25 protein-coding genes are annotated in these 25534 nt (G+C 53.1%); 22 read left to right on the top strand and 3 right to left on the bottom strand.

Annotation, left to right across the window (positions count from 1 at the left end):
• Window positions 1-106 precede the first annotated feature (106 nt).
• On the top strand, window positions 107-1618 hold the full coding sequence (locus tag AC07N2_RS03415) for a B12-binding domain-containing radical SAM protein (RefSeq protein WP_494777012.1): 1512 nt from the start codon (window positions 107-109) through the stop codon (window positions 1616-1618).
• Between the two features lie 2 nt (window positions 1619-1620).
• On the opposite strand, the gene AC07N2_RS03410 is transcribed toward AC07N2_RS03415, so the two are convergent.
• Window positions 1621-1938, bottom strand: coding sequence for a DUF3717 domain-containing protein (locus tag AC07N2_RS03410; RefSeq protein ID WP_494777011.1), 318 nt, complete (start codon window positions 1936-1938; stop codon window positions 1621-1623).
• 29 nt (window positions 1939-1967) lie between these two features.
• Here AC07N2_RS03410 and AC07N2_RS03405 point away from each other — a divergent pair, with 29 nt between their 5' ends.
• Window positions 1968-3653 carry a SulP family inorganic anion transporter gene (locus AC07N2_RS03405; RefSeq protein WP_494777010.1) on the top strand — a complete coding sequence of 562 codons (1686 nt, stop codon included), beginning with the start codon at window positions 1968-1970 and terminating at the stop codon, window positions 3651-3653.
• Window positions 3654-3712: 59 nt separating this feature from the next.
• Here the strand turns inward: AC07N2_RS03405 and AC07N2_RS03400 are convergent, their stop codons facing one another.
• On the bottom strand, window positions 3713-4474 hold the full coding sequence (locus tag AC07N2_RS03400; protein ID WP_494777009.1) for a TerC family protein: 762 nt from the start codon (window positions 4472-4474) through the stop codon (window positions 3713-3715).
• Between the two features lie 282 nt (window positions 4475-4756).
• Between AC07N2_RS03400 and AC07N2_RS03395 the strand changes: the two genes are divergently transcribed.
• Window positions 4757-5575 (top strand): sterol desaturase family protein, encoded by an 819-nt coding sequence (locus AC07N2_RS03395; RefSeq protein WP_494777008.1) that lies wholly within the window; start codon window positions 4757-4759, stop codon window positions 5573-5575.
• Window positions 5576-5612: 37 nt separating this feature from the next.
• Here AC07N2_RS03395 and AC07N2_RS03390 read toward each other — a convergent pair whose 3' ends face one another.
• On the bottom strand, window positions 5613-6359 hold the full coding sequence (locus AC07N2_RS03390; RefSeq protein WP_494777007.1) for a GntR family transcriptional regulator: 747 nt from the start codon (window positions 6357-6359) through the stop codon (window positions 5613-5615).
• A gap of 151 nt (window positions 6360-6510) precedes the next feature.
• On the opposite strand from AC07N2_RS03390, the gene AC07N2_RS03385 reads away from it, so the two are divergent.
• From AC07N2_RS03385 to AC07N2_RS03295, 19 genes are all read left to right on the top strand, one after another.
• Window positions 6511-7269, top strand: coding sequence for an alpha/beta fold hydrolase (locus tag AC07N2_RS03385; protein ID WP_494777006.1), 759 nt, complete (start codon window positions 6511-6513; stop codon window positions 7267-7269).
• The gene (locus AC07N2_RS03380) at window positions 7256-8494 is read left to right on the top strand and encodes an iron-containing alcohol dehydrogenase (RefSeq protein ID WP_494777005.1); all 1239 of its coding nucleotides are present in this window, start codon (window positions 7256-7258) and stop codon (window positions 8492-8494) included. The genes AC07N2_RS03385 and AC07N2_RS03380 overlap by 14 nt, the downstream gene beginning before the upstream one ends.
• Window positions 8495-8623: 129 nt before the next feature.
• Window positions 8624-10006: an MFS transporter gene (locus AC07N2_RS03375; RefSeq protein ID WP_494777004.1), complete on the top strand. Its 1383-nt coding sequence runs from the start codon at window positions 8624-8626 to the stop codon at window positions 10004-10006.
• 894 nt (window positions 10007-10900) lie between these two features.
• Entirely contained in the window at window positions 10901-11905 is a 1005-nt protein-coding gene (locus tag AC07N2_RS03370; RefSeq protein ID WP_494777003.1) for a Bug family tripartite tricarboxylate transporter substrate binding protein, read from the top strand.
• A 15-nt stretch (window positions 11906-11920) separates the two neighbouring features.
• Entirely contained in the window at window positions 11921-12427 is a 507-nt protein-coding gene (locus AC07N2_RS03365; RefSeq protein ID WP_494777002.1) for a tripartite tricarboxylate transporter TctB family protein, read from the top strand.
• A gap of 37 nt (window positions 12428-12464) precedes the next feature.
• The gene (locus AC07N2_RS03360; protein ID WP_494777001.1) at window positions 12465-13973 is read left to right on the top strand and encodes a tripartite tricarboxylate transporter permease; all 1509 of its coding nucleotides are present in this window, start codon (window positions 12465-12467) and stop codon (window positions 13971-13973) included.
• Window positions 13970-15628, top strand: a complete 1659-nt coding sequence (gene mdcA / locus AC07N2_RS03355) for a malonate decarboxylase subunit alpha (RefSeq protein WP_407928028.1) — start codon at window positions 13970-13972, stop codon at window positions 15626-15628. Before AC07N2_RS03360 ends, mdcA begins: the two co-directional genes overlap by 4 nt.
• Window positions 15629-15634: 6 nt before the next feature.
• The gene (gene mdcC / locus AC07N2_RS03350; RefSeq protein ID WP_494777000.1) at window positions 15635-15949 is read left to right on the top strand and encodes a malonate decarboxylase acyl carrier protein; all 315 of its coding nucleotides are present in this window, start codon (window positions 15635-15637) and stop codon (window positions 15947-15949) included.
• On the top strand, window positions 15946-16845 hold the full coding sequence (locus AC07N2_RS03345; RefSeq protein WP_494776999.1) for a biotin-independent malonate decarboxylase subunit beta: 900 nt from the start codon (window positions 15946-15948) through the stop codon (window positions 16843-16845). Before mdcC ends, AC07N2_RS03345 begins: the two co-directional genes overlap by 4 nt.
• Window positions 16838-17545, top strand: coding sequence for a biotin-independent malonate decarboxylase subunit gamma (locus AC07N2_RS03340; RefSeq protein WP_494776998.1), 708 nt, complete (start codon window positions 16838-16840; stop codon window positions 17543-17545). The genes AC07N2_RS03345 and AC07N2_RS03340 overlap by 8 nt, the downstream gene beginning before the upstream one ends.
• Window positions 17546-17549: 4 nt before the next feature.
• Window positions 17550-18236, top strand: coding sequence for a malonate decarboxylase holo-[acyl-carrier-protein] synthase (mdcG, locus tag AC07N2_RS03335; RefSeq protein ID WP_494776997.1), 687 nt, complete (start codon window positions 17550-17552; stop codon window positions 18234-18236).
• Window positions 18212-19081: a triphosphoribosyl-dephospho-CoA synthase MdcB gene (gene mdcB, locus AC07N2_RS03330; RefSeq protein WP_494776996.1), complete on the top strand. Its 870-nt coding sequence runs from the start codon at window positions 18212-18214 to the stop codon at window positions 19079-19081. The genes mdcG and mdcB overlap by 25 nt, the downstream gene beginning before the upstream one ends.
• Entirely contained in the window at window positions 19078-19995 is a 918-nt protein-coding gene (locus AC07N2_RS03325; protein WP_494776995.1) for an ACP S-malonyltransferase, read from the top strand. Before mdcB ends, AC07N2_RS03325 begins: the two co-directional genes overlap by 4 nt.
• 42 nt (window positions 19996-20037) lie before the next feature.
• The gene (locus AC07N2_RS03320; protein ID WP_494776994.1) at window positions 20038-20817 is read left to right on the top strand and encodes a GntR family transcriptional regulator; all 780 of its coding nucleotides are present in this window, start codon (window positions 20038-20040) and stop codon (window positions 20815-20817) included.
• A gap of 198 nt (window positions 20818-21015) precedes the next feature.
• Window positions 21016-21414, top strand: a complete 399-nt coding sequence (locus AC07N2_RS03315) for a gamma-glutamylcyclotransferase family protein (RefSeq protein WP_494776993.1) — start codon at window positions 21016-21018, stop codon at window positions 21412-21414.
• A gap of 77 nt (window positions 21415-21491) precedes the next feature.
• Complete coding sequence (argS, locus tag AC07N2_RS03310; protein WP_076592658.1) at window positions 21492-23231, top strand: arginine--tRNA ligase; 1740 nt, start codon at window positions 21492-21494, stop codon at window positions 23229-23231.
• Window positions 23232-23241: 10 nt separating this feature from the next.
• On the top strand, window positions 23242-23853 hold the full coding sequence (locus AC07N2_RS03305; RefSeq protein WP_494776992.1) for an SPOR domain-containing protein: 612 nt from the start codon (window positions 23242-23244) through the stop codon (window positions 23851-23853).
• 14 nt (window positions 23854-23867) lie between these two features.
• A complete protein-coding gene (locus tag AC07N2_RS03300; RefSeq protein ID WP_494776991.1) occupies window positions 23868-24527 on the top strand; it encodes a thiol:disulfide interchange protein DsbA/DsbL in 660 nt (219 codons plus the stop codon).
• A 98-nt stretch (window positions 24528-24625) separates the two neighbouring features.
• Entirely contained in the window at window positions 24626-25417 is a 792-nt protein-coding gene (locus AC07N2_RS03295) for an SDR family oxidoreductase (protein WP_494776990.1), read from the top strand.
• Window positions 25418-25534: the final 117 nt, after the last annotated feature.

Raw genomic sequence — 25534 nt, 5'->3', positions numbered from 1 at the left:
GTGCAAGTCGGATCATTATAAGAGCGCATGTTGTCAGTTGTGCCAAATCCGCTCTGGTTTCGGATATAGCGGCGTAAAATGGCCGTTTCGTTGTTACTGCCGCCTCATGACCATACTGCTTTCCACACTCAACGCCCGTTACACGCATGCATCGCTGGGTTTGCGCTGCCTACAGGCAAACATGGGCGACTTGCAGGACGTCACGCAATTGCAGGAATTCGTCATCGGCGCGCGCACGACCGATATGGCGGAAAAGCTATTGCAGAACAAGCCACGCATCATCGGCTTCGGCGTCTATATCTGGAATGTGGAAGAAACCACCAAGCTGGTCGCCCTGCTCAAACGCGTCGCGCCGGAAGTTGTGATCGTGCTCGGTGGGCCGGAAGTGTCGTATGAGTCATCCGAGCAGAGCATTGTGCAACTGGCGGACTATCTGATCACCGGTTGGGGCGATGTCACCTTCCCGCAATTGTGCAAACAGATCTTGCACGGTCCAAAGCCATTGATGAAGATACATGCCGGTGTGCAACCGCCATTGGCTGAGTTGAACATGCCGTATGACTTATATACCGACGACGACATCAAGAACCGCACGCTGTATGTAGAGGCGTCGCGCGGTTGCCCGTTCAAATGTGAATTCTGTTTGTCAGCACTGGACAAGACCGCGTGGCCTTTCGATCTGGATAAATTTCTGGGCGAGCTGGAATCGCTGCATGCGCGTGGCGCACGCTTGTTCAAATTCGTCGATCGTACTTTCAATCTGAATATCAAATCCAGCTTGAAGATCATGCAGTTTTTCCTCGACAAGCTGGAAGCGCATCCCGACGATCCGGTCTATGCCCACTTTGAAGTCGTGCCCGATCATTTGCCGGATGCCTTGAAAGAAGGCATCAAGAAATTCCCGGCCGGTACGTTGCAGTTTGAAATTGGCATCCAGAGTTTTAATCCCGATGTGCAGACTTTGGTCAGCCGCAAACAGAATAATGAAAAAGCGGCAGAGAATATCCGCTGGTTGTGCGAGAACTCGCATGCGCATTTGCACGTCGATTTGATTGCAGGCTTGCCGGGTGAAGATATCGCCAGCTTCGCTCAAGGCTTTGATCGCCTGCTGGAATTGAAGCCGCATGAAATTCAATTTGGCATCCTGAAGCGCTTGCGCGGCACGCCGATTATTCGCCATACCGCAACCTATGGCCTAGTGTTCGATCCGCATCCACCGTACACGATCCTGGCAACGGACCGTATCGACTTCAATGCGATGCAGCAGTTGGTGCGCTTTGCCCGCTACTGGGATTTGATCGCCAACTCGGGACGTTTTGCACATACCTTGCCGTTGATACTGCACGCGTCTGCATCAGATTCGCCATTCGCCAATTTCATGCGTTTGTCGAACTGGTTGTATGCCACTACCGATGCGACCAACCGGATTGCCTTGGAGCGTCTGGCAGTGCTGGTTGCGCAATGGCTGGTGACGGAAGGCATGGATGAAGAAGAGGCTGGGGATGTGTTGCGTAGCGATTACGCCGGGCAGGCCAATACCAAGCTGAAGGCACAGGCGGCGCGCAAGACGGAGAAAGCCTTGCTGCAACGTCAAGCGCAGCACATGGCGGTAAGTTGATTTCAGGCAGTTTGTTTGCGCCAGGCATCTATCAATTGCCGGCAAGCCTGATCCAAGGATGTGTAGGAAATGGATTTTTGTTGGTGGAAGATCATGAGCGCGTACAGCTTTGCCAGTTCGTTGACTTCCGGCGATAGCGCGCGTTCCTCACCTAGCGAGGGACGCAAGTTGCGCCAATAGTTGATCGCTTCTTCCAGCTCTGGCAGTGTGATATCCATCGGCTTATTGTACGCGTGCTCATAGTCGCGGTAAAACGAGTAGGCCATGAGCAACAGCGTTGCACAGCGGCAAGCTGCAGTGGGCTGAGTCAATTTAATCAAGCAGTATTTCTGAACAGTATTTCCCCAATATGAATTCTGGTTTCGACATCAAACGGTTTTTCCCTTTTCTGAACTGGCCGCGGCCGACTGTGGCGTCGTTGAAAAACGATGCGTGGGCAGGTATCAGCGTTGGTCTGGTCTTGATTCCGCAAGCGGTCGCGTATGCGACCTTGGCCGGGATGCCGGCTGCGACGGGTTTGTATGCGGCCTTGATTCCGAGCGTGATTGGTATCTTGTGGGGATCGTCGGCCTTGCTGGCAGTTGGCCCGGCAGCGTTGACCAGCTTGCTGGTGTTCGGTTCGCTTTCACCTATGGCGGCGCCAGCGAGTATGCAGTGGGTGACGCTGGCGATCTGGTTGTCGATTTATACCGGCGGGATTCAATTCTTGTTGGGGGCATTCCGGCTCGGCGGTTTGGCGAATCTGGTATCGCAACCGGTCATCATCGGCTTTATCAATGCGGCGGCCATCATCATCATGATGTCGCAATTACCGGCCTTGATTGGTGTGCCTGATTTGTTTGTGGCGAATATAGGAGATGTCGTCACGCGCGTGATCGCTGCGCCTTCCATCATGCTGATGACGAGTGCATTCGGCATAGGCACCTTGATTTTGCTGATCGCGAGCAAGCGTTTCTTTCCGCGTTTCCCTGGGATCTTGCTGGTGACGATACTCGGCACGATCTTGAGCTGGGCGGTTGGCTATGGCGCGACTGGTGCGGAGATAGTCGGCGATATCGACAAGGGTTTGCCACCACTCCTTTTGCCGTCAGCGATCTCATTCGACCAGCATCGCGATTTGTGGTCGGCGGCCTTGGTGCTGGCCTTGATCAGTTTTACCGAAGCGATGTCGAGTTGCCGTGTGTTGGCGCGCAAGCGGCGTGAGCGTTGGGATGAAAATCAGGAATTGATTGGTCAAGGTTTGGCGAAAATGGCGAGCGGCTTCAGCGGTGCCTTCCCGGTCAGCGGTTCCTTTTCGCGTTCGGCGCTGAATCTGTATGCGGGTGCGACTAGTGCATGGTCGACCTTGTTCAGTGCCTTGTGCGTGTTGTTCAGTTTGCTGTTTTTGGCGGATCTGCTGTATTACCTGCCGCGTGCGGTATTGGCGGCGATGATTATCGTGCCGGTATTCGGACTGTTCGATTTTTCTGCATTCAAGCGTTTGTTTGTGATCTCACGCGATGATGCGGCGATTGCGATTGTGACCTTTGTCGTGACGATTATTGCGATGCCACGTTTGCATTGGGGCGTGGTCGCCGGTATTACGCTGACAATGGTTTCTTATCTGTATCGTCACATGCAGCCGCGCATTATCGAAGTCAGTGAACATGAAGATGGTACTTTACGCGACAGTTTGCGCTTCGAATTACCACGACTGGCACCAGGCGTGCTGGCAGTGCGTATCGATGCGGCGCTCAACTTCCTGACTGGTGCAGCCTTGGAACGCTTTGTCGTCGCGCGTTGCAGCGCGGATCACGATATCCGTAGCGTCTTGTTATGTGTAGGTTCGGTCAATGATATCGATGCCAGCGGTGTTGATACGCTGGAATCCTTGCATGTGACTTTGCACAGTCAAGGCATCACCTTGTATGTGTCTGCCATCAAGAAACAGGTATGGGATGTGCTGGATAATGCGGGCTGGATCAAGGCCTTGGGTCAGGAGCATATCTTCATGACCGATCATGAAGCGATACTGGCAATGCGGAAAACTACCTGATCGGAAAGCTATTCAATAAAAAACGGCGCGATAAAGAATTTCTTTATCGCGCCGTTTTTTTATTTGTCCGCTGCTGCTTCGTCGGATGCATACGGCGCATGCAGATGCACGGGCTTGGCGCGTGAACGCATGCGGATGTTGATCAATTCCACCACCAGTGCAAATGCCATCGCGCTGTAGATATAGGCTTTAGGAATGTGTTGATCGAATCCTTCAGCAATCAGCACGATACCGATAGCGACCAGGAATGCCAGCGCCAAAATCTTGATCGATGGATGACGCGAGACGAAGCGACCAATAGGCCCGGCAAACAACATCATCAAGGCAACGGAAGAAATCACTGCCGCCACCATCACTTCGATCTGCTCAACCATGCCGACTGCCGTGATGATCGAGTCCAGTGAAAACACCATATCGACCACCATGATCTGCAGGATCACGGCAGTGAAGGTTGCCTTGACCGTGCTCGACGTGTGGCCCTCTTCGCCTTCCAGCGATTGATGGATTTCACCCGTACTTTTCCAGATCAGGAATAAGCCACCGCCTATCAGTATCAAGTCTCGCCCCGAGATTTCCTGATTCATCACGGTAAATAGTGGTGCTGTCAGGCCAACTATCCAGGCCAATACCATCAGCAAGCCTATGCGCATGAACATGGCGATGAACAAGCCCAGCTTGCGCGCGAATTCTCGTCGTTCGACGGGAAGCTTGTCGACCAGGATGGAAATAAAAATGATGTTGTCTATGCCCAGCACTAGCTCCAGTGCGGTCAAGGTAATGAAGGCCATCCAGATTTGCGGATCTGAGATCAGTTCAAGCATGGGCAATTCTCCAGTGACATTCGAGATGAAAGAGGGTGGTTTCTCTACTGCAAGTATTGCGTTCGGATATTGCCGGATGACGTGGTGCGGGTCGCCATGCGGCCGCGCTGTGTGATGCCGTCTCCATGTTTCTTATTTGCATATTGACTACGCTTTGCACATTAGCAGGTAAAACAGCGCGCGCCAACAGAATCGAAACAGATGCTTGACAGCGTCTTCGGATATAACTAATATATCAGTCATACACAATAAGAATAATTCATCTACTTCTGGAGATTTATCATGATGAGTGAACGCCAGCGGAAATTCCGCGAACAATACAAGGCCGACATCAGCCCGCTTTACAACGGTTTATTACATATCGGCGTGATGTACGCGACCGGTATAGCCGCAATTTGGTATTGCCTGACGCAATTGCAGAATTCAGGCTGGGAATGGCTGATCGTCATTCCGGTATTTTTGGCCGGTAATTTTGTCGAATGGGCCATGCATCGCTTTGTCATGCATCGCAAAATCGATGTCTATGCACTGCGTGCAATCTACGACCGACACACCCGTCAGCATCATCAGTACTTCACTGACAATGAAGCGACGATCGATACAACACGTGAATTCCGCATAGTGTTTTTCCCGTGGCGCGTCTTGATTACCTTGGGTGTTGGTGGTTTGACTCTGGGTTATCTGGCATCAATCATCATCAATACGAATGCAGGCTACATCCTGTTCATGACGATGGTTGCGCAGTACTTGATCTACGAAACATTCCACTATTGCTGCCACGTGCATGAGAACTGGTTTGTACGCAACATCCCGTTCATCAACACGATCCGTCGTCACCATACAGCGCATCACAATCAAGGGATCATGATGAAGTACAACATGAACCTGACCTTCCCGATTGCTGACTGGGCGATGGGTACGACAGATCTGGATCGCGGTTTGCTCGGCCATCTGTTCAACGGCTATAGCGAAAAGCACATCAAGGAAGATCTCAAGCCGATTATCAAGCGCTTCCGTTACGACGATTCTCGCGTAACGCTGGACGGCCCGCAGTTGACCAAGGAAGAAGAAGCAACCATCGATCGCGGTCTCGTGATTTGATGCAAGAACGCCGGGCATGCCCGGCGTTCTTTTGTCATCACATATCCGACATCAATGTAGCTTTGGTGAAGGTTTCGATGTTATCCAGCAGCAGGTCGAGATTCTCGCCGGCTGCATTCACGTCACCTTTGGCTATGGCTCCTGCGACTGCTGCATGCAAGCGCGCCATTTCAGGCAAGTCGGCAGCTTGCTTGTAGTGGAAGTACCAGAAGCGACGGGACAGACCATGCATCAAGCGCATCGCACCTTCGGCAAATTCATTGCGCGCTGCGACTAAGGACAATTCATTGAATTCCCGATCGGAGCGCATGAAGGAAACGTCATCGTCGGTAGCGGAGGCATGCATGAATTCATCATGCAAACGAGCAAAGCGCTCACGCTCTTCAGGCAATGCGCGACGTGCAGCGCTCTTGCAGATCAGGCGCTCTACTTCACGACGTGTTTCCAGCAGTTTGAGTTGTTTGCGGAGATCGATTTCTGGAACCAGCAAGCCGCGTTGTGGCAACACCAGCAATAAGTGCTCACGTGCCAGGCGCTGGATTGCTTCACGAATTGGGGTGCGACCGATATTCAGCATCTCGCTCAAGGTCAGTTCGGAAATCACTGATCCAGGCGGAATGCGCAAGGTGATGATCGCTTCTTCGATTTGTTCGTAAGCGATATCAGTCAGCTTGAGCTTGGGTTCAGCCATGTCTTGCATGGTGCTTTGAGAATTGGGCGTTTTCGCCTGTCTCGGTGCTTTTGTGGCGCTGGATTTGCGCGGCACTTTTTTGGTAGCTGTCATGGGGTCCGATTGAGTTTGTACGGTCAGTTCAGAAGCAAGATACGTATGTAGATGACTGCTATATGCACGTAATTATGGTTTTAAAAAGATGTTTTGCATACTGTAATTCATCTCATATATGGGTTGTATCAGTTATTTCAATGGAGGCGGAATGCAACAAATCGATGACATGGATGTGATTTGTCGCGGAGATGCCGGCACTACGATAGTGGCCGTGCACGGGATTCAGGGTACGCGTGCCAGCTGGCAGCCGCTGACGGCAGCCTTGCACGATGAAGTGCGCTGGGTCTTGCCGAATCTGCGCGGTCGCGCCAACGCATTTCGCGGCAATAGCAGTGCCGACTATACGCTGGAGCAATTCGCCGGCGAGGTGGGTGAAGTGATTGCACGTCATGTTCATACGCCGCAATTTGTTTTGGCCGGTTGGAGCATGGGCGTCTCTGTGGCGCTGGCGACGATGGCTTTATTGCAAAGAGACGGTGCGCAGTTGCCGCAGGCCTTGGTTTTGATGTCGGGCAGCCCGGTATTGCAGCAAACGCGCTGGTTTCATGAAACAGAACATGAAGCGCTACTGGAAGAGATTGCTGCGCGTGAAGTGCGGCTCGGCTTGCGCGATGCAGCCGACCGTGACGCCGTGGCGTGGACCTGGCAAAGCATAGGGCCAACCGATCAGCGTGCGCTGTTGCCTACGATAGATATACCGACATTGATCGTGCATGGCCGTGCCGACGAGGATTCGCCCTGGACCCATGCGCAGTTATTAAAACGCGGTTTGCCACAAGCACGACTGAGCACGATAGACGATGCCATGCACAGCATCCTCACGCAAAACACGGTGCGCGTCGCTGAAGAAATGCGCTCTTTTTTATCTGATATTCCTACCCTTCGGAGTTCCCATGAGAAGCAATGACCTGATTCACTTTTGTCCGCCAGCACGTCTGGTATTCGGTTGCGGCAGCCGCGCGCAATTGGCACCGCTGCTGGCACGTTTGGGGTATCGCTCCGGTGTATTGATTACCGACACCTTCTTCAGTGAGAAAACACCTTGGGTGCGCGAGTATGTGGAAGCCGCATCTGCACTCGGGATATTCACGGTTGTCTACGATGGCGGCAAGCCAGACCCGACGACCACTTTATGCGATGAGGCGACGAAGATCATCCGCGCAGAACTCGGCGATATCCGTCCGGATCACGTCATCGCTTTAGGCGGTGGCAGCAATATCGATTTGGCAAAAGCACTGTGCCTGACGATTCCCGATGGTCGCCCCGTCAGCAACTTCATCGGTGCTTTGCCGAATGCACCGCAAGCCTTGCCTATGATCGCCTTGCCAACCACTGCCGGCACTGGTTCGGAAGCAACGCCAGGCGCGATCCTGATCGATCCGACCAATGCCACCAAAGTCGCGGTGATGGACAACGTCTTGCGTCCGGTGATTGCGCTGATCGATCCTGAATTTACCTACACTTGCCCACCACGCGTGACCGCCGATTCCGGTGTTGATGCATTGACGCATGCGCTGGAATCTTATCTGACGCTGGATTCATCCGAGTTTGATCGTGGCGGTCATCCAGATCCTGGATACAGCGGCCGTTCGTCGCTGACGATGATGTTCGCGCATGAAGCGATCAAGCTGTGCGCGCAATATCTGATGCGTACTTACAACAATGGCAGCGATACCGACGCGCGCATAGGCATGGCTTATGCGAGCCACTACGCAGCCTTGTCTTATGGCGGTGCAGGCTTGAATGCGGTGCATGGCATCGCTTATGCCGTCGCTGGTTTGACACATCAATCCCACGGCAGCACCAATGCGGTGATGTTGCCTTATGTACTGGATGCCTTGCGCCCGGTACGACATACCGAATTGCTGGAAATCGCCCGCTTGTTCGGCATAACTACCAGCGATGAAGCGAGTGCAGTACGTCAGTTGCCGGTGTTGATACGTGATCTGGTCGCGCAACTTGGCATTCCGACCACGCTGGAAGCATTTGGCATTGCGCAAGAGCAATTGCCTGCCTTGACAGTCGATGCACTGGCCGTCACACGTTTGGCAAAGGCCTTTCCGGTGGCAGATGTTCCTGCGACTTATGGCGACATCGTCAAGCGTGCCTGGCACGGCAAGTTGGGCGATTGAGCTGGGAATCGCAATCTAAAAAATCTATTGCATGCTACTGAAATTCATATAATATATCAGTGCGTTAGATTGCAAAGAAACTAGAAAATCAAAACAGAACCGCCAGCCGCGGTTCAACAGGAGACAGATATGGATGCTTACACCGGAGTTCGACTCCGTGCCAACGTAGCAGCCCGCCTTGAGCGGTTGCCTATGACCCGTTACCAGCGCTCGCTGTTCGCAATTATTGCGACTGCCTGGTTCTTCGATTCGATGGATCTGGGGATCATGACCTTCGTGCTGGGTTCGATCAAAGCTGAATTCGGCTTGAGCACAACGCAAGCTGGTTTGCTGGCTAGTTCGAGTTTTCTCGGCATGTTCCTCGGCGCTGCAACGGCCGGCATGCTGGCAGATAAATTCGGCCGCAAGCCGGTGTTCCAATGGAGTATGGTTTTTTGGGGCGTTGGCAGTCTGGCCTGTGGTTTCGCTACAGATGTCACATGGTTGATGGTTTTCCGTGTTCTCCTCGGCTTCGGCATGGGTATGGAATTCCCTATCGGTTTGTCCATGGTGTCGGAGATTGTTCCGGCCAAGAGCCGTGGTAAATATGTCGCGATTCTGGAAGGCTTCTGGCCGCTCGGCTTTATCGCTGCCGGTATCCTTGCTTACCTGACTCTGCCTTTGATTGGCTGGCGCGGTATCTTCATCGCCTTGTCGATTCCTGCCGTGTTTGTTTTCATTGTGCGTCGTTACGTGCCTGAATCACCACGCTGGTTGGAAGAAGTCGGTCGCGATGCAGAAGCAGATGCGGTCACCACCAATATCGAAAAGCACGTGATCAAGGCCAATGGCGGCAAACCTTTGCCAGCAGCTGCACCACCAGTTGATAAGCCAGCCAAAAAAGAAGACAAGCGTGCCTTGTTTGCCGAGTTGTGGCACGGCGTATATGCCAAACGTACGATCATGCTGTGGGCATTGTGGTTCTTTGCCTTGCTCGGTTACTACGGTTTGACCACATGGTTGGGCGCACTGCTGCAGCAAGCCGGTTACGCAGTCACCAAGTCGGTGATGTATACGGTCTACATTTCGCTGGCGGGTATTCCTGGTTTTATTTTCTCGGCCTGGTTGCTGGAAAAATGGGGACGCAAACCGACCTGCGTATTGATGTTGTTAGGTAGTGCGAGTGCGGCTTATGTGTATGGTCAGGTTGCGACAGCACAAGCACCAGTGGCACAGTTGATCGGAGCTGGTTTGTGCATGCAGTTCTTCCTGTTCGGTATGTGGTCGGTGTTGTATGCGTACACACCGGAACTGTACCCGACACGTTCACGTGCAACCGGCTCAGGTTTCGCTTCATCTGTTGGTCGTCTTGGTTCGCTGCTTGGACCGTTCGCAGTTGGCGTGATCTTGCCGTTCACTGGTCATACTGGCGTGTTCACACTGGGCGCGATTTCGTTCGCTATCGCAGCGTTGGTTGTGATTGTGATGGGAACTGAGACTAAAGGACTTTCGTTGGAGGAAGTGTCTGGTTGATGTTTGTTTGTGATTGGGTGGCGCTTGTTTAATTGAGCGTCATTTGATTGGAATAAGTTTTATGTGTGCAACGCCTTTGGTGCCGTTCAGTTTTTTACTGAGCGGCATTTTTTTATTGGGGCTTAGTTATTGCTGATGTTGTTCTCTCTTCGAAGATGCTTGGGTTGCCGGGGGCGGCCCGGCAGCCGCTCACTTTTCTTGCTTCGCCAAGAAAAGTGAGCAAAAGAAGGCGACGCAAAAGCCGTTGCCCGCTAAAGCGGGTACCCAAGACAAGTAATCGCCAGTCGGGGTCGCAAACCAACTCGCTACGCTCAGACATGTTTGCGCCCTTTATCCGTCTGACGATTGCTTGCCTTGGCAACGTCAATGCGGGCACCTCAAAAACAACAGCAAGGGCCACAGCTTTGCTAATTTAAACTGGGTGAGTGACTCAAAGAAGCTGTTGAAGTGAACCGCTCTGACGCTGCCGTTTGTGCAGGGCAGAAAATGGATCAAGAAGTGAACGTTGTCTGAGCGCAGCGAGTTTCGTTCGCTTCCCATTTTTTGTCCTGCACAAACGGGAACCCAAAGGGCAGCGGCTTCGCGGTCGCCTTCTTTTGCTTACTTTTCTTGGCGAAGCAAGAAAAGTGAGTAGCCGCCGGGCTACCCCCGGCATACCTAGCCCGACCAAAGAAAGAACACCATCAGCAACAACAGAAACCACCCAAGAAATAAGACAAGTAAATCAGCCCCTTGTGGCATTTTTACGTCGCCCAAACAAACTTGAAAACCCTTCTGTAAAATTGATTGACACAACTAATATATAAGCAGAATATATCAATCAGGTGCAAAAGCACCACCAACCAGACCGTGCGATTTACGAGTTTGCGCGGCAAAATAATCAGGAGACAAAACATGTTCAACCGCCTCAACGCCACACGTGCGTCGCTTTCTTTCGTCGCCGCAACCATGCTCTGCTCCACGGCCTTCGCATGGGAACCAACCAAAGCCGTCGAAATGGTCTTGCCTTCCGGTAGCGGTAGCGGCACCGATCAAATGGCGCGCTTGATGTCCAGCATTGTTGTCAAACACAGTCTTGCCAACAAGCCATACATAGTGACACCTAAAGGTGGTGCCGGTGGTGCGGAAGGTTTCATCGATTTGAAAACCTCGCCAGGCAATCCAAACAAGATTCTGATTTCTGCATCACACATGTACATGCTGCCGCTGACGGCGAATGTTCCTTTTACTTGGAAAGACATGACGCCTGTCGCCAATCTGGTGATGGATGAATTTGTACTGTGGGTGAATGCTGCTTCGCCATACAAGACTGCCGCTGAATTGCTGGCAGCAGCCAAGGCCAAGCCAGGTGAAATTCGCGCTGGTGGTGCTGGTTCCAAGCGCGAAGACAATCTCTTGTTCGCCGCAATTGAGCAAGCAGCTGGCGTCAAATTTAATTACATCCCATACAAAGGCGGCGGTGATGTAGCGACGCAACTGGTCGGTAATCACATCGATGTCTCCGTCAACAATCCAGTCGAAGCCGTCTCGCAATGGCGCGCTGGTCAGCTGCGTCCGCTGTGCGTATTCGATGACAAGCCGATGGCACAAACCGACAAGATCACTGCGACGGAATCATGGTCCAGCATCCCAACGTGCAAATCGGTTGGTCTGAATGTGACTTATCTGATGCAACGTAGCGTGTTCCTGCCATCAGGCGTTAAGCCGGATCAGGTTGCCTATTACGTAGATCAGATGAAGAAAATCGTTGCAGCACCGGAATGGAAAGATTTCTCCAATCGCAATGCTTTCAAGGATGCCTTCCTCACTGGTCCAGCCTTGCAAAAATTTCTGCAGACAGATGCAGACATGCATTACGACTTGTTGAAAAAAGCCGGTTTCCTGGCAGCGCCTCAATAAACGGAGCGTCTACAAATGGATAGCAATGAAAAAGAGGGCCGTGTTCTTATCAAACACGGTGTGGCGGAATTCGCCTGTGCACTGGTGTTTCTGATCGCCGGTGGTGTGCTGATGTGGGATAGCTACCATCGCGGCGCAGGCTGGGGAACTACCGGGCCCAAGTCCGGTTACTTCCCTTTCCGCATCGGCGTGATCATGTGTATTGCAGCCTTGTTCGTGATGTACAACAGCACGCGCAACAAGGCGCTCAGCAATTCATCTTTCGTCACGCGCGAACAGCTCAAGCCGGTATTGCAAGTGTTGATACCGATTATCGGTTTCGTCATCGTGGCGCAATTCCTCGGCATGTACATCGCAGCGATTGCGTTGATCGCTGGCTTCATGCGCGTGCTGGGCAAATACAGTTGGCTGAAATCGGCAAGCGTCAGTTTGGCAGTCGCAGCAGTCGTGTTCTGGTTGTTCGAAATTCAATTCATGGTTCCGTTGATCAAGGGCCCACTTGAAGCGGCGTTCGGGTACTGAATACCGCTAATAAAGATATCCATAGAAGGAGACATTCATGGAAGAGCTGGGTTATTTGATGCACGGGTTTTCTGTCGCCCTTACGGGACAGCATATTTTGATGATGTTCATAGGTGTCACGCTGGGCATCCTGATCGGCGTATTGCCGGGATTGGGTGGGCCGAACGGCGTGGCGATTCTATTGCCGTTGACGTTTTCGATGGAGCCGACGGCCGGCATCATTTTGTTGTCGTGTCTGTATTGGGGCGCTTTGTTCGGTGGTGCGATTACTTCGATTCTGTTCAATATTCCGGGCGAGCCGTGGTCGGTTGCAACAACCTTCGACGGTTATCCGATGGCGCAGAAAGGTAAAGCCGGCGAAGCATTGACGGCGGCTTTTAGCGGTTCCTTCATCGGTGCGTTTTTCTCGGTTGTACTGATCACCTTCCTCGCGCCGCTGGTTGCTTCGTTCGCTTTGAAGTTTGGTCCGCCGGAATTCTTCGCAGTCTATCTGCTGACCTTTTGCAGCTTTGTTGGTATGGGTGGCGGTTCGCCATTCAAAACCATACTCGTAATGATGCTGGGTTTCGGTCTTGCCACCATCGGCATGGACACCATCACCGGCGGCTTGCGCATGACGTTTGGTTTTGATGAGTTGTTGCGTGGTGTCGATTTCCTGATCGTCGTGATCGGTTTGTTCGGCATAGGCGAGATCTTGTTGACGATGGAAGAAGGTTTGGCCTTCCGTGGCAAGCAGGCAGGTATCAATCTCAAGGTCGTTTTGCAGACATGGCGTCAGTTGCCGCGTTACTGGGCATCGCTGGTTCGCAGCTTCCTGGTTGGTGCATGGATGGGTGTCACGCCAGGTGGTGCGACGGCGGCATCCTTCATGGGTTACGGCATTGCGCAGCGTTTCTCGAAAGAGAAAGATCAGTTCGGTAAAGGCAGTCTGGAAGGCGTACTGGCACCGGAAACCGCAGCGCATGCATCCGGCACGACAGCGCTGCTGCCTATGCTGGCACTCGGTATCCCGGGTTCGGCGACAGCGGCAGTGTTGCTGGGTGGCTTGATGGTGTGGGGTTTGCAACCGGGGCCGATGCTGTTCGTCGAGCAGAAGGATTTCGTCTGGGGTTTGATCGCAAGTATGTATCTCGGTAACGTGGTCGGCTTGATCGTGGTCTTGAGTACCGTGCCTTTCTTCGCTGCGATTTTGCGGGTGCCCTTCACCATCGTTGCTCCCATCATCATCTTGTTATGTGCGATTGGTGCATACACCGTGCATGGTGCGATGTTCGATGTCTGGCTGATGGTCTTGTTCGGCGTAGTTGGTTATGTCTTGAAGAAGCTCGACTATCCCTTGGCACCTTTGGTATTGGCGATGGTGCTGGGCGACAAGGCAGAAGATGCTTTCCGTCAAACCATGTTGTTGTCGCATGGTGGCATGAGCATTTTCTGGTCCAACTATCTGGTCGGCACGATCACTACGCTGGCATTGATCACCTTGGTATGGCCATTGATTTCCAGCTTGCTCGGCAAGCGCACTAAAGTAGTGGAGGTCGTAGCATGAAAATGTCCCCGGACTTTCAGTGGGATACGCTGGCACGTAACACAGCGGCGCGCCTGAAACGCGGCGCGCCACACGCCAACGGCAAAGTAGTTGCAGCAGAAAATATCGCTGCATTGCTGCACTCGGTCATTGAATCAGGTGACCGCGTGTGCGTCGAAGGCAATAACCAGAAGCATGCCGATTTTCTGGCGCTGGCTTTATCCAAACTCGATGCCAATCTTGTGCACGATCTGCACATCATTCAATCGAATCTGGCTTTGGCTTCGCATCTGGATGTGTTCGAACGTGGAGTCGCATCGCGCCTTGATTTTTGTTACTCCGGTGAGCAAGGCGTGCGGCTGGCGCGCCTGATCAAAGCCGGAAAAATCAATGTCGGTGCGATCCACACCTATCTGGAACTGTACGGTCGCTACTTCATGGACCTGACACCGCGCGTCTCGCTGATAGCCGCACAAAGTGCAGATGCCAATGGCAATTTGTACACCGGGCCGAATACCGAAGACACGCCCGCTGTTGCCGAAGGCACGGCATTCAAGAACGGCATCATCATCGCGCAAGTCAATGAAATTGTTGATACGGTACCGCGCGTCGATGTGCCGGGTGATTGGGTCTCGTATGTGGTGCAAGCACCCAAGCCGCATTACATCGAACCTATCTTCACTCGCGATCCGGCGCAGATTACCGAGACGCAAATCCTGATGGCGATGATGGTCATCAAGGGTTTGTATGCACCGTACGGTGTGACGCGTTTGAATCACGGCATCGGTTTCGATACGGCTGCGATTGAATTGATCTTGCCGACGTATGCCGAGTCATTAGGTTTGCGCGGCAAGATCTGCAATTACATGACGGTCAATCCTTGTCCGACATTGATTCCAGCGATTGAATCCGGTTTCGTCAAAGGCATACATTGCGCCGGCTCCGAACTTGGCATGGAAGAGTATGTGCGCGCGCGTCCTGATGTGTTCTTCAACGGGCCGGATGGCAGCATGCGTTCGAATCGTGTGTTCTGCCAGATCGCAGGTCACTATGCTGATCTCTTTATCGGCTCGACCTTGCAAGTTGATACGCAAGGCAATAGCTCAACCGCCACGCTCAATCGCATCACTGGTTTTGGCGGTGCACCCAACTTCGGTTCCGAATCGCGTGCACGTCGTCACGTCAGTTATCCGTGGTTGAAGGCAGGCCAGGAATCAGCGGCAGCCACAGGCGCTACCATGCCGCGCGGTCGCAAGCTGGTCGTGCAAATGGTTGAATCCTTCCGCGAAAAAATGAGCCCGACTTTTACCGAGAAGCTGGATGCATGGCAGTTGATGGAAGACCTCTCGCTCGATCTGCCACCAGTCATGATCTACGGCGATGACGTGACGCAAATCGTGACCGAAGAAGGCATCGCGCATTTGCATAAATGCAGCAATCCGCAAGAGCGTGAGCAAGCGGTACGCGGTGTTGCCGGTTTTACTGAAGTCGGTATGAAGCGTGACCAGCGTGTAGTCGATAACTTGCGCGATCGTGGTGTCATTCAGCGCCCGGAAGACATAGGCGTTGATGTATCGCTGGCAACGCGTGATCTGCTGGCTGCCAAGTCCATGAAGGATTTGGTCAGATGGTCAGGCAATCTCTATCAACCCCCTAACAGATTCAGAAATTGGTAGGCATCCATGCAAACACTTGAATTTGAAATCGGTCCTTGTGCCAACCCTGATCGCAGCATAGGTAGCGGTCTGGTCGGCGTAGTCGGCTCAGGAAATCTGGAAGTGCTGTTCGAACCAGCAGCGCTGAACGACAAGGTGAAATTCGTGATTGAAACCTCGGTACATGGTTTCGATGAAACCTGGCGCGCGGTTACACGCACTTGCGCAGAACGCTATCGCCTCGCCAATCTGGTCATCACCATCAACGATGCCGGTGCCACACCTGCGGTCGTGAGCTTGCGCCTGATGCAAGCGGTGGAAGAATTCAGGAGTACACAATGAGCGAACAGCATAAAAGTTATCTTGAGCGCACCGCACGCAGACGCGTCGCCGATCTGCTCGATGCCGGCAGCTTTCACGAAATTCTGCCGCCGTCGGAACGTCATTTCAGTCCGCACCTTCCTGTGCTTGGACAACCGGTTGCATTCGATGATGGCATCGTGATTGGTGAAGGATTGTTGAGTGGTGCCAAGGTATTGATCGCGGCGCAGGAGCCAGCCTTTATGGGTGGTTCGGTCGGAGAAATTCATGGTGCCAAGATGACGGGCTTGCTGGAGCGCGCGCTGGTACAGCGTCCAGCTGCCGTGTTGCTCTTGCTCGATACCGGCGGCGTACGCTTGCATGAAGCCAATGCAGGTTTGATCGCCATTTCAGAAATTCAGCGTGCTGTGTTTGACGTGCGTCATGCAGGCATACCTGTGATTGTCTTGATCGGTGGCTCCAACGGTTGTTACGGCGGTATAGGCATCGTTGCCAAATGCTGCGATCACATGATCATTTCGGAAGAAGGTCGCTTGTCGGTGTCCGGTCCCGAAGTCATTGAAGCAGCCAAAGGCGTGGAAGAGTTCGACGCACGTGATCGCGCTCTGGTCTGGCGCACCATGGGCGGCAAGCATCGTTATCTGATGGGTGATGCCGACATGATCGTGCCGGACGATGTAGCAGCATTTCGCGATGCTGCAGTCAGTTTGCTCGGTGCATCAAAACCGCTGACGCTGGAAACCATCACGCAAGAACATCAGGCATTGCAATCACGTATGCAGCGTTTCTCCGCTTGCGCCGATGCGACGCAGATCTGGCAGGCCTTGGGTGTGGCCGAGCCCAAGAATGTGCCATTGGCAGAGATCCCGGAATTCCTTGAGATGAGTGCGCACGTCAGGAGAGAAGAACATGCTTGAGTGGAAAGAATTATGCGATCAGCTTTTCCCGGATGGACATACGGTCAGCGCCAACGGCGCAGTGCTGAGCGGTCAGGGACGGGTAGATAACACGACGATAGCGGTCATAGGCACGTCCGGTCACGCAGCGATTGGTGTGGACATCGCCTTGCAGTTATCGGACGCGGTGATAGACATCATGAACCAGCAGCCGGGCGCACCTATCCTGATGCTGGTTGATACGCAGGGTCAGCAGCTTTCACGCCGTGATGAATTATTGGGCAACAGCCCTTTCCTCGCGCATCTGGCGAAATGCTTTGCAGTGGCGCGTACACGTGGGCATCAACTGTTGAGCGTGGTGTATAGCGAAGCAGTCAGCGGTGGTTTTCTGTCGTTTGGCATGATGGCAGACGAGACCTATGCCGTGCCCGGCGCGCAGATACGCGTGATGGCTTTGCCAGCGATGTCGCGTATTACCAAATTACCGCTGGAAGAATTGGAAGCACTCTGTCGTACCTCACCGATACTCGGACCGGGTGCGCATAACTTCGTCGCACTGGGTGCGGTCGAAGCGATCTGGGAAGGTCCGCTGGACGTCTGTTTGAAAACAGCATTGGCAAAGAAAAACACCATAGACCATCGTCGTGAATTGGGTGCAAGTCGTGGCGGTCGCACGGGTGCGGTAAAGATAGCAAAACTGGTGCGCGAGCATAGAGCCTGAAAAAATGATCAAGTTGCAATCACCTTCATTCGTATTCAAGCGGCATGCACGCGTCTGGCTGAATTGGCCGGATGCGGCTGAGCAGATATGTTTGAATAATGCAGCGCAGCGTGAGGCGATACACCAACATGCAGCACGTGGCTTGCCCTTTGTTGCGCGCAGCAGGCAGCCGGACGATGCTGTTGATCTTGTGCCGCTTGGTTTGCGTATGCCGCGTACAGAGGCGGCGCGTTCACTTGCTTTTTGTGTACCGGCATCGGCCATACGCGATGTCGCCGATGCACTATCGTTATCTGAAGCACTCTCATCTGAGAACAACTTGCCGCCACTTTGGCACGATACGCTATCGCATTTGCAGTCGGATGCAGAACGTATAGGTTTGACGCTGCGTGTGTACGGTTCTTTATCTTGGCAAATCATGAGTGGTACGCAATACATGGCGGACAATTCGGATATCGATTTATTGGTGATCCCAGATTCAGAAGAACAGGCATGTGCAGCTTTACGTTTGCTGGATGCGGTAGAAAAAGAAGGCCATGTACGACTGGATGGCGAAATGATTTTTCCGGATGGTCGTGCCGTCGCATGGAAGGAATTGTTGGCGAATACACGATTGGTGCTGGTTAAAACCTTGGCTGGTGTCACGCTCACATCAATGGAGTGCGTATGGAAGCAGGCGGCATGGCGTTGATAGCGACCTCGGCAACGGCGCTACGTACGCAACAAGTCGTGCAGGCTGCCGTGCGTGCGCTTTACGATGAGATGTGTTTGTATCCCAAACCGGGTCTGGTCAGCAAGATAGACAACGGCAGTCACGATGACATGACGCCTGCATCTTTCGTAAAGAGTCTGTTTTCATTGCGCCATTTTTTCAGCGCAATTTATCAAGCCGGTACGCGTGGTGCCGGTTTCGTAGAGTTGGTGCAATTGGGGCTGGCGGCGGAAGCCAGAATGTTGCGCGCAACTGCAGGTGTCAATACGCATCGCGGTGCGATCTTCAATCTCGGTTTGTTGTGCGCGACCTTGGGCAAGGCTGATGTGAGTGAGCATCGCGTTGATATGCCGCAATTGCTGATCGATAGTTGGGGCGATGATATCAAGGCGGCAGATAGCAGGAACGGCAGCAATAGCAACGGCAGTGTCGTGTGCCGACAATATGCTGTCGGTGGCGCACGCGGTGAAGCGGCTGCGGGATTTCCACATGTTTTCAAAATCGGCTTGCCCGCTATTATTGCTGTGCGTAATGCAGGCGGTAACGATACTGCTGCACGCTGCCAGGCTTTCTTCGCCATCATGGCTTCGCTGGAAGATACGAATCTGCTGCATAGAGGCGGTGCACATGGTTTGCACTATGCGCGCACTGCTGCGGTTTCCTTTCTTGCCGACGGCGGTGTATACGCGCTGGATTGGCAGCAGCGTGCTGCGCAAATACATCATCAATTTGTTGCGCGTCGTTTGAGTCCGGGTGGCACCGCCGATATGTTGGCAGCAACCTTGTTCATCGATGGTTTGAGTGTACGGAATATTGCGGTATGAGCGGATTGGCCATCGCATGCCCAGGTCAAGGTGCACAGCATCCGCAGATGTTTGATCTTGCGCTGCAGTCTTCCGCTGCGCGCGATTGGTTGAAAACTTATTCCGATGCGCTGGGTGTCGATGTCGTCGATCTTGCTGCACGCGGTGAAAATTTATTTAATAACCGCAATGCGCAGTTATTGATCTGTGGCGCTGCGATTGCAACGTGGACCGCATTGCAAGAACGTTTACCGCAGCCGGAATTATTTATCGGTTATAGCGTCGGAGAGCTTGCTGCTTATGGATGTGCCGGTGCATGGGATGTACAAGCGATGGCAGTGTTGGTGCCGCAGCGCGCAATCTTGATGGATCAAGTTGCGCCTAAAGATGCAGGCATGCTGGCAGTGAAAGGACTGGATGCCGCAGCGATGCGCACGCTATGCCAGCAATATGATCTGGAGCTGGCCATCATCAATGGCGAAGATCATTTCGTACTTGGTGGTGTGCGTGCGAATATCGAACGTGCAGTTGCTGCTATCACTGCAGCAGGTCACTGGTGCAAGGCACTGGATGTGGCGATTCCATCGCATACCTCAGTCATGCAGGCGGCAGTACAGCCCTTCCGACAATTGCTGACGACGATGACTTTGCATCCACTCATGGCGCCAGTGCTGGCTGGTATAAATGGCATCCCGACTGACGCGAGCACGATCGCGACTACCTTGTCGGCACAAATTGCCGAGCCGGTGCGCTGGCAGGATTGCATGAATGCGACTCTGGAACGTGGTGTGACTGTGTTGCTGGAACTCGGTCCCGGTCGCGCGCTGAGTCGCATGTTTGATGAAGTGGCCGCGCCCGTCGAGGCACGTTCAGTAGAAGATTTTCGTACCCTAGATGGCATTGTCAAATGGGTAGAGACACGACTTTCCGCGTAATAAAATCAGTGCAACAAGAATCAGAAAAAGAAAAGAATATATATGCCGACTAATCGTATTGCCCCCAAACCTGTCAGCCCCGCCGACGTTCAGGTTGCGCGTCAGCCCTTGCCGTCGCCACGTCCTTCAGTTGCGAGTTCAGCAGAACGTGCTTACCGCCGCATAGAAGAAGCCATCGTCACGATGGAGATTCAACCAGGCACGGATGTCAACGAAGCCTTCTTGAGCGACATTGCCGGTTTCGGTCGCACGCCTGTGCGCGAAGCTGTGCGCAAACTTTGCTTTGAACATTTGCTGGTGGTGAAGCCCAAGCGCGGCATTTATGTGACCGAGATCAATCCGGTGGCGCAACTGCGTTTGCTGGAAGTACGACGAGAAATAGATAGACTGGTTTTTCAAAATGCAGCGCGTCGTGCAACGCAGGAGCAACGTCGCCAGTTCGCCATGCTGGGTGAAAATTTCCGTCGCTCGGCACAAGCCGGAGACAAGATGTTGTTCATCCGTTGCGATAAGGAATTCAATGAGCTGTGCCTGAATTGCGCGCGCAATGAATTCCTCACCGGCAGCTTGCGTTCGATACAGGGCTTGTCGCGGCGCTTCTGGTTTTGTCATTACCAAACCTTCGATTACCTGTCGGTGACGGCGCTCTTGCATGCAGGTGTGGCCGAAGCGATTGCCTTTGGCAGTATTGCGTTGGTGGCCGAAGCGGCCGAACGTTTGGTCGATAGCGCAGAGTCGCTGGCAAAACGGGTGGCTGCATTGGATGGCATTTTGTCGTCGGATGACGACGCGCCTTTTCATACCAACACTACCCGCCAGTAACAAACTTGCCCGGATGCCATCGCGTGTATCCGGGCTGATTTTCCCTCCGCATCCGAGTACCTGAGCTAGGCAATTTCACGCCGCGCCAGAAACAGGCACTTCCCTTAGAATACGAAGTCACATATCAGGATGCTATGGACGCGCCTCGGCGCAGACATGTTTCTCTGTTACATCAATTTCATCTATTCAATCAGTTCTATGCATATATTTACCTACGGTTCGCTGATGTTTCCGGAAATCTGGCAGCGCGTCGTTCGCGGCGATTACCGATCCGCAGCAGCGACGGCGCAAGGTTACGCCCGTTATGCGTTGGCTGACGATACTTATCCCGGCATGATTACGCGGCCGGAGGCGGCAGTGGAAGGCGTGGTTTACTTCGATGTGAATGCGCAAGACATCGCTGCGCTGGACGCTTTTGAAGGTAGTGAATATCGTCGTGATTCCGTCAATGTTGTAATAGAATCAGGTGAAACCGTGATAGCGTGTACTTACATCTTTTTAGCGGAGCATCGTCTCTCTGATCTGCCGTGGGAGCCGCAGGCTTTCCAGATGTCACGCTTTATTGGATCGTATTGCCGCGACAAATTGGACGGATGAGCGCTGGCTAGCCAGTATAATTCCGTCTACGTTTATTCCTATTCAATATTCGGTCTTGTACCGTCAGAAACAACTCCATGCTCGCAGCACAAAAACAACGCCTCACCGAACTCTTCCAAGCCGCCGTCGCACCACTGGTGGCCGGCACCGATTTGCAGCCAACCATCACATTGGAACGTCCACGCGATCCATCGCATGGCGACGTAGCTTGCAATCTGGCAATGCAAATTGCCAAACCGCTCAAGAAAAATCCACGCGAAGTAGCGCAGGCGCTGGTCGCCGCACTGCTCGACAATCCAGCTAACCGCGATCTGATCGAATCGGCTGATATCGCCGGTCCAGGTTTTATCAACCTGCGTCTGACCGCAGCATCGCGCCAAGGCGTGGTCAAAGCCGTCTTGCAGCAAGGTGCGGAATACGGCAAGAGCAATCTCGGCAATGATAAAAAAGTCATCATCGAATTTGTCTCCGCCAATCCAACCGGTCCTTTGCACGTAGGTCATGGTCGTCAAGGCGCATTGGGCGACGCGATGTCGTCCTTGTTCCAGGCACAAGGTTATGCCGTCACTCGCGAGTTCTATTACAACGACGCCGGCGTACAAATCGCCACGCTCGCAACTTCAGTACAGGCACGGGCCAAGGGTTTGAAACCAGGCGTAGATGGCTGGCCTGAATCGGCATACAACGGCGACTACATACAAGACATCGCCAACGACTTCCTCGCGAAGAAAACAGTCTCTGCCAGCGATGGCTTGCCTGTGACTGCCAGTGGCAATATCGATGACATCGAATCGATACGCGCATTCGCCGTTGCTTATCTGCGCCGCGAACAGGATCTGGATTTGCAAGCCTTTGGCGTCAAGTTCGATAACTACTATCTCGAATCGTCTTTGTACAACGACGGCAAAGTTGCGCAAACAGTTGATGCCTTGATCAAGGCTGACAAGACGTATGAACTGGATGGCGCACTGTGGTTGCGCACCACTGATTACCGCGACGATAAAGATCGCGTGATGAAGAAGTCTGATGGTACTTACACTTACTTCGTACCGGACGTCGCTTATCACACAGTTAAATGGCAACGCGGCTTTACGCAAGCGATCAACGTGCAGGGCAGCGATCACCATGGCACGATTGCCCGCGTGCGCGCTGGTTTGCAGGCACTTGATATCGGTATCCCGCAAGGCTATCCGGATTACGTGCTGCACAAGATGGTCACCGTCATGCGTAATGGCGAAGAAGTAAAAATTTCCAAACGCGCCGGTTCCTACGTCACGCTGCGTGATTTGATCGAATGGTCGAATGGCGAAGTAGTTGAGGGCGAAGTGCGTGACCTCACACGTGGTCGCGATGCAGTCCGCTTCTTCCTGATCTCGCGCAAGGCTGATACCGAATTCGTCTTCGACGTCGATATCGCTTTGACACAAGGCGACGAGAATCCGGTTTATTACGTGCAATATGCACACGCCCGTATTTGTTCCGTGCTGAAACAAGCCGAAGGTGCTGACTTTGATGAAGCCGCGCTGGTGAATGTCGATCTGTCGCCATTGACCGCACCACGCGAAGCATCGCTGCTCGCCAAGCTCGCCGAATATCCAGAGATGCTGCAAAAGGCATTGGAAGAATTAGGCCCGCATCAGGTCGCGTTTTATCTACGCGACTTAGCAGGCGAATTGCATAGCTACTACAATGCAGAACGCGTGCTGGTAGATGATGTCTCATTGAAGATGGCGCGCATTGCCCTGATGCATGCAACACGACAAGTATTACGTAACGGTCTGGCCTTGATTGGTGTTTCGGCACCGACCCGGATGTAACAGGAACTCTATGATTAAAAAGATGAAGCAGCGGGAAATTAAAAAGCAGGCCGGTGGTACTTTGCTCGGCTTGATACTCGGCCTTATTATCGGTTTGGGTATTGCAGTTGGTGTGGCCTTGGTCATTTCCAAAACGCCATTGCCGTTCACCAATAAAACTGGTGCGCAGCCGGAGCGCTCGACGCAGCTGCCGCCAGCCACCAACGACTTGTCCGATCCGAACAAGCCTTTGTATGGCAAGAAGCAGCCTAAACCGGTAGAGACTACCGACCCGTCCGCGTCTGTTGATACCACCAAAGCACCGGTAGTCGACAAGGCAACGCAGGCAAAAGACAAAGCGCAAGCCAAGGTAGAAGCTACAGCCAAGGCAGAGAGCGCTGATGAAAAATGGATCTACTATCTGCAAGCTGGCGCTTTCCGCGAAAGAGCAGATGGAGAGAACATGAAGGCAAAATTGGCTTTGCTGGGTTTCGAGGCAACTGTCTCCGAATATAAGGCGGAAACCGGCGCACTGTATCGTGTGCGTGTCGGCCCGTTTGGTCAGTTGGAAACAATGAACCGAGTACGCGGTAAGCTGTCTGATAATGGCGTCGATGTCGCAGTGGTGCGCATCGGCAAATAACTGAAAGGAATCTCATGCGTTTTATTCAACACCTGTTGGCTGTCGCAAGTCTGAGTCTGTTTGCTGCGACCGCCGGCGCATCGCCGACCGCACCGGTTAATGGCACCGATTACCGCACGCTGGAAAAAGTACAGCAAACCGATAGCGGCAAGAAAGTCGAAGTCACCGAATTCTTCTGGTACTCCTGCCCGCATTGCAGCGCGCTCGAACCAGCACTCGAAGCCTGGGTGAAAAAGCAAGGCGACAAGATCGTTTTCAAACGTGTGCCAGTCGCCTTCCGCGATACCTTCATCCCGCAGCAAAAACTCTACTACTCGCTGGAAGCCATGGGCTTGGTTAACACCATCCACGGCAAAGTATTCCGTGCGATCCACGTAGAACGCCAACCGCTGGATACGGATAAACAGATCGCCGACTTCATCGCCAAGCAAGGCGTTGATTCTAAGAAGTTTGCCGAGGTTTATAACTCCTTCGGCGTACAAACCAAAGTACAGCGCGCGACGCAATTGCAAGCCGCGTACAAGGTTGATGGTGTTCCTATGATCGCGATCGATGGTCGTTACATCACTTCGCCATCCATCGTCGGCGCATCGCTCGGCAATCGTCCGGAAGGCGTCTTGCATGACGCAACCTTGCAAGTCATGGACTGGCTGGTTACCAAATCAGCAAAGTAAGATTACCTCGCTGATTTTTTCAGCAAAAGATCGCATGAGTAAAATCCGCAACTCGCAAGATTGCGGATTTTTTATTTGGAGCGCATGTGGGAGTATTCATGACTAGTAATGTGCAACGCGTATTCATCACAGGCGCATCCAGCGGACTCGGTGCAGCTCTTGCACGCCAGTATGCGCAACAAGGCGCCATCCTCGGGCTGGTCGCGCGTCGCGGCGAAGTGCTGCGTGAACTGGCCGACAGCTTGCCCGGTGCAGCAAGTCACAGAATTTATCCGCTCGATGTAAATGATCATGCCGCGCTGGCACATGCTGCTGCTGATTTCATCCAGCATGCGCAAGGCATCGATATTGTTATCGCTAACGCCGGCATCTCGCGTGGCACCTTGACTGAACATGCGGAAGACCTGCAAGTCTTTGAGCAAGTCTTCGCTACCAATGTGATGGCAACTGTTGCCACCTTCTCATCCTTCATCAACACCATGCAGGCGCAAGCCGCTGCCGGAGATACCGGTTGTCGTCTGGTTGGCATAGGTAGCGTTGCCGGTATACGCGGCTTGCCGGGTGCGGGTGCTTACAGCGCATCCAAGTCAGCTGTTATCAGCTATTGCGAATCTTTACGGGTGGAGTTGAAGAAGAGTGGAGTGAAGGTTGTGACGATAGCGCCGGGTTATATCGATACGCCTATGACGCAGGTGAATGATTACGCGATGCCGTTTTTGATGCCGGTGGAGAGGTTTGCTGAGGTTGCTGTTGCCACGATAGCTGGAGGGTGTAGTTATCGGGTGATTCCTTGGCAGATGGGAGTTGTTGCTAAGGTACTGCGTATGTTGCCGAATTGGCTTTATGACTTGTTGTTTGCTAATGCGCCGCGGAAGGCGCGGAAACTTTAGTTCATGCGAATTAGCTCAGCATGCCGGGGGTAGCCCGGCGGCTACTCACTTTTCTTGCTTCGCCAAGAAAAGTAAGCAAAAGAAGGCGACCGCGAAGTCGCTGCCCTTCGGGTTCCC

It is taken from the genome of Herminiimonas sp. GW821-FHT09C12, from assembly GCF_059416385.1.
The sequence above is the reverse complement of the archived record's forward strand: the minus strand, read 5'-3'. Positions and strand labels throughout refer to the sequence as shown.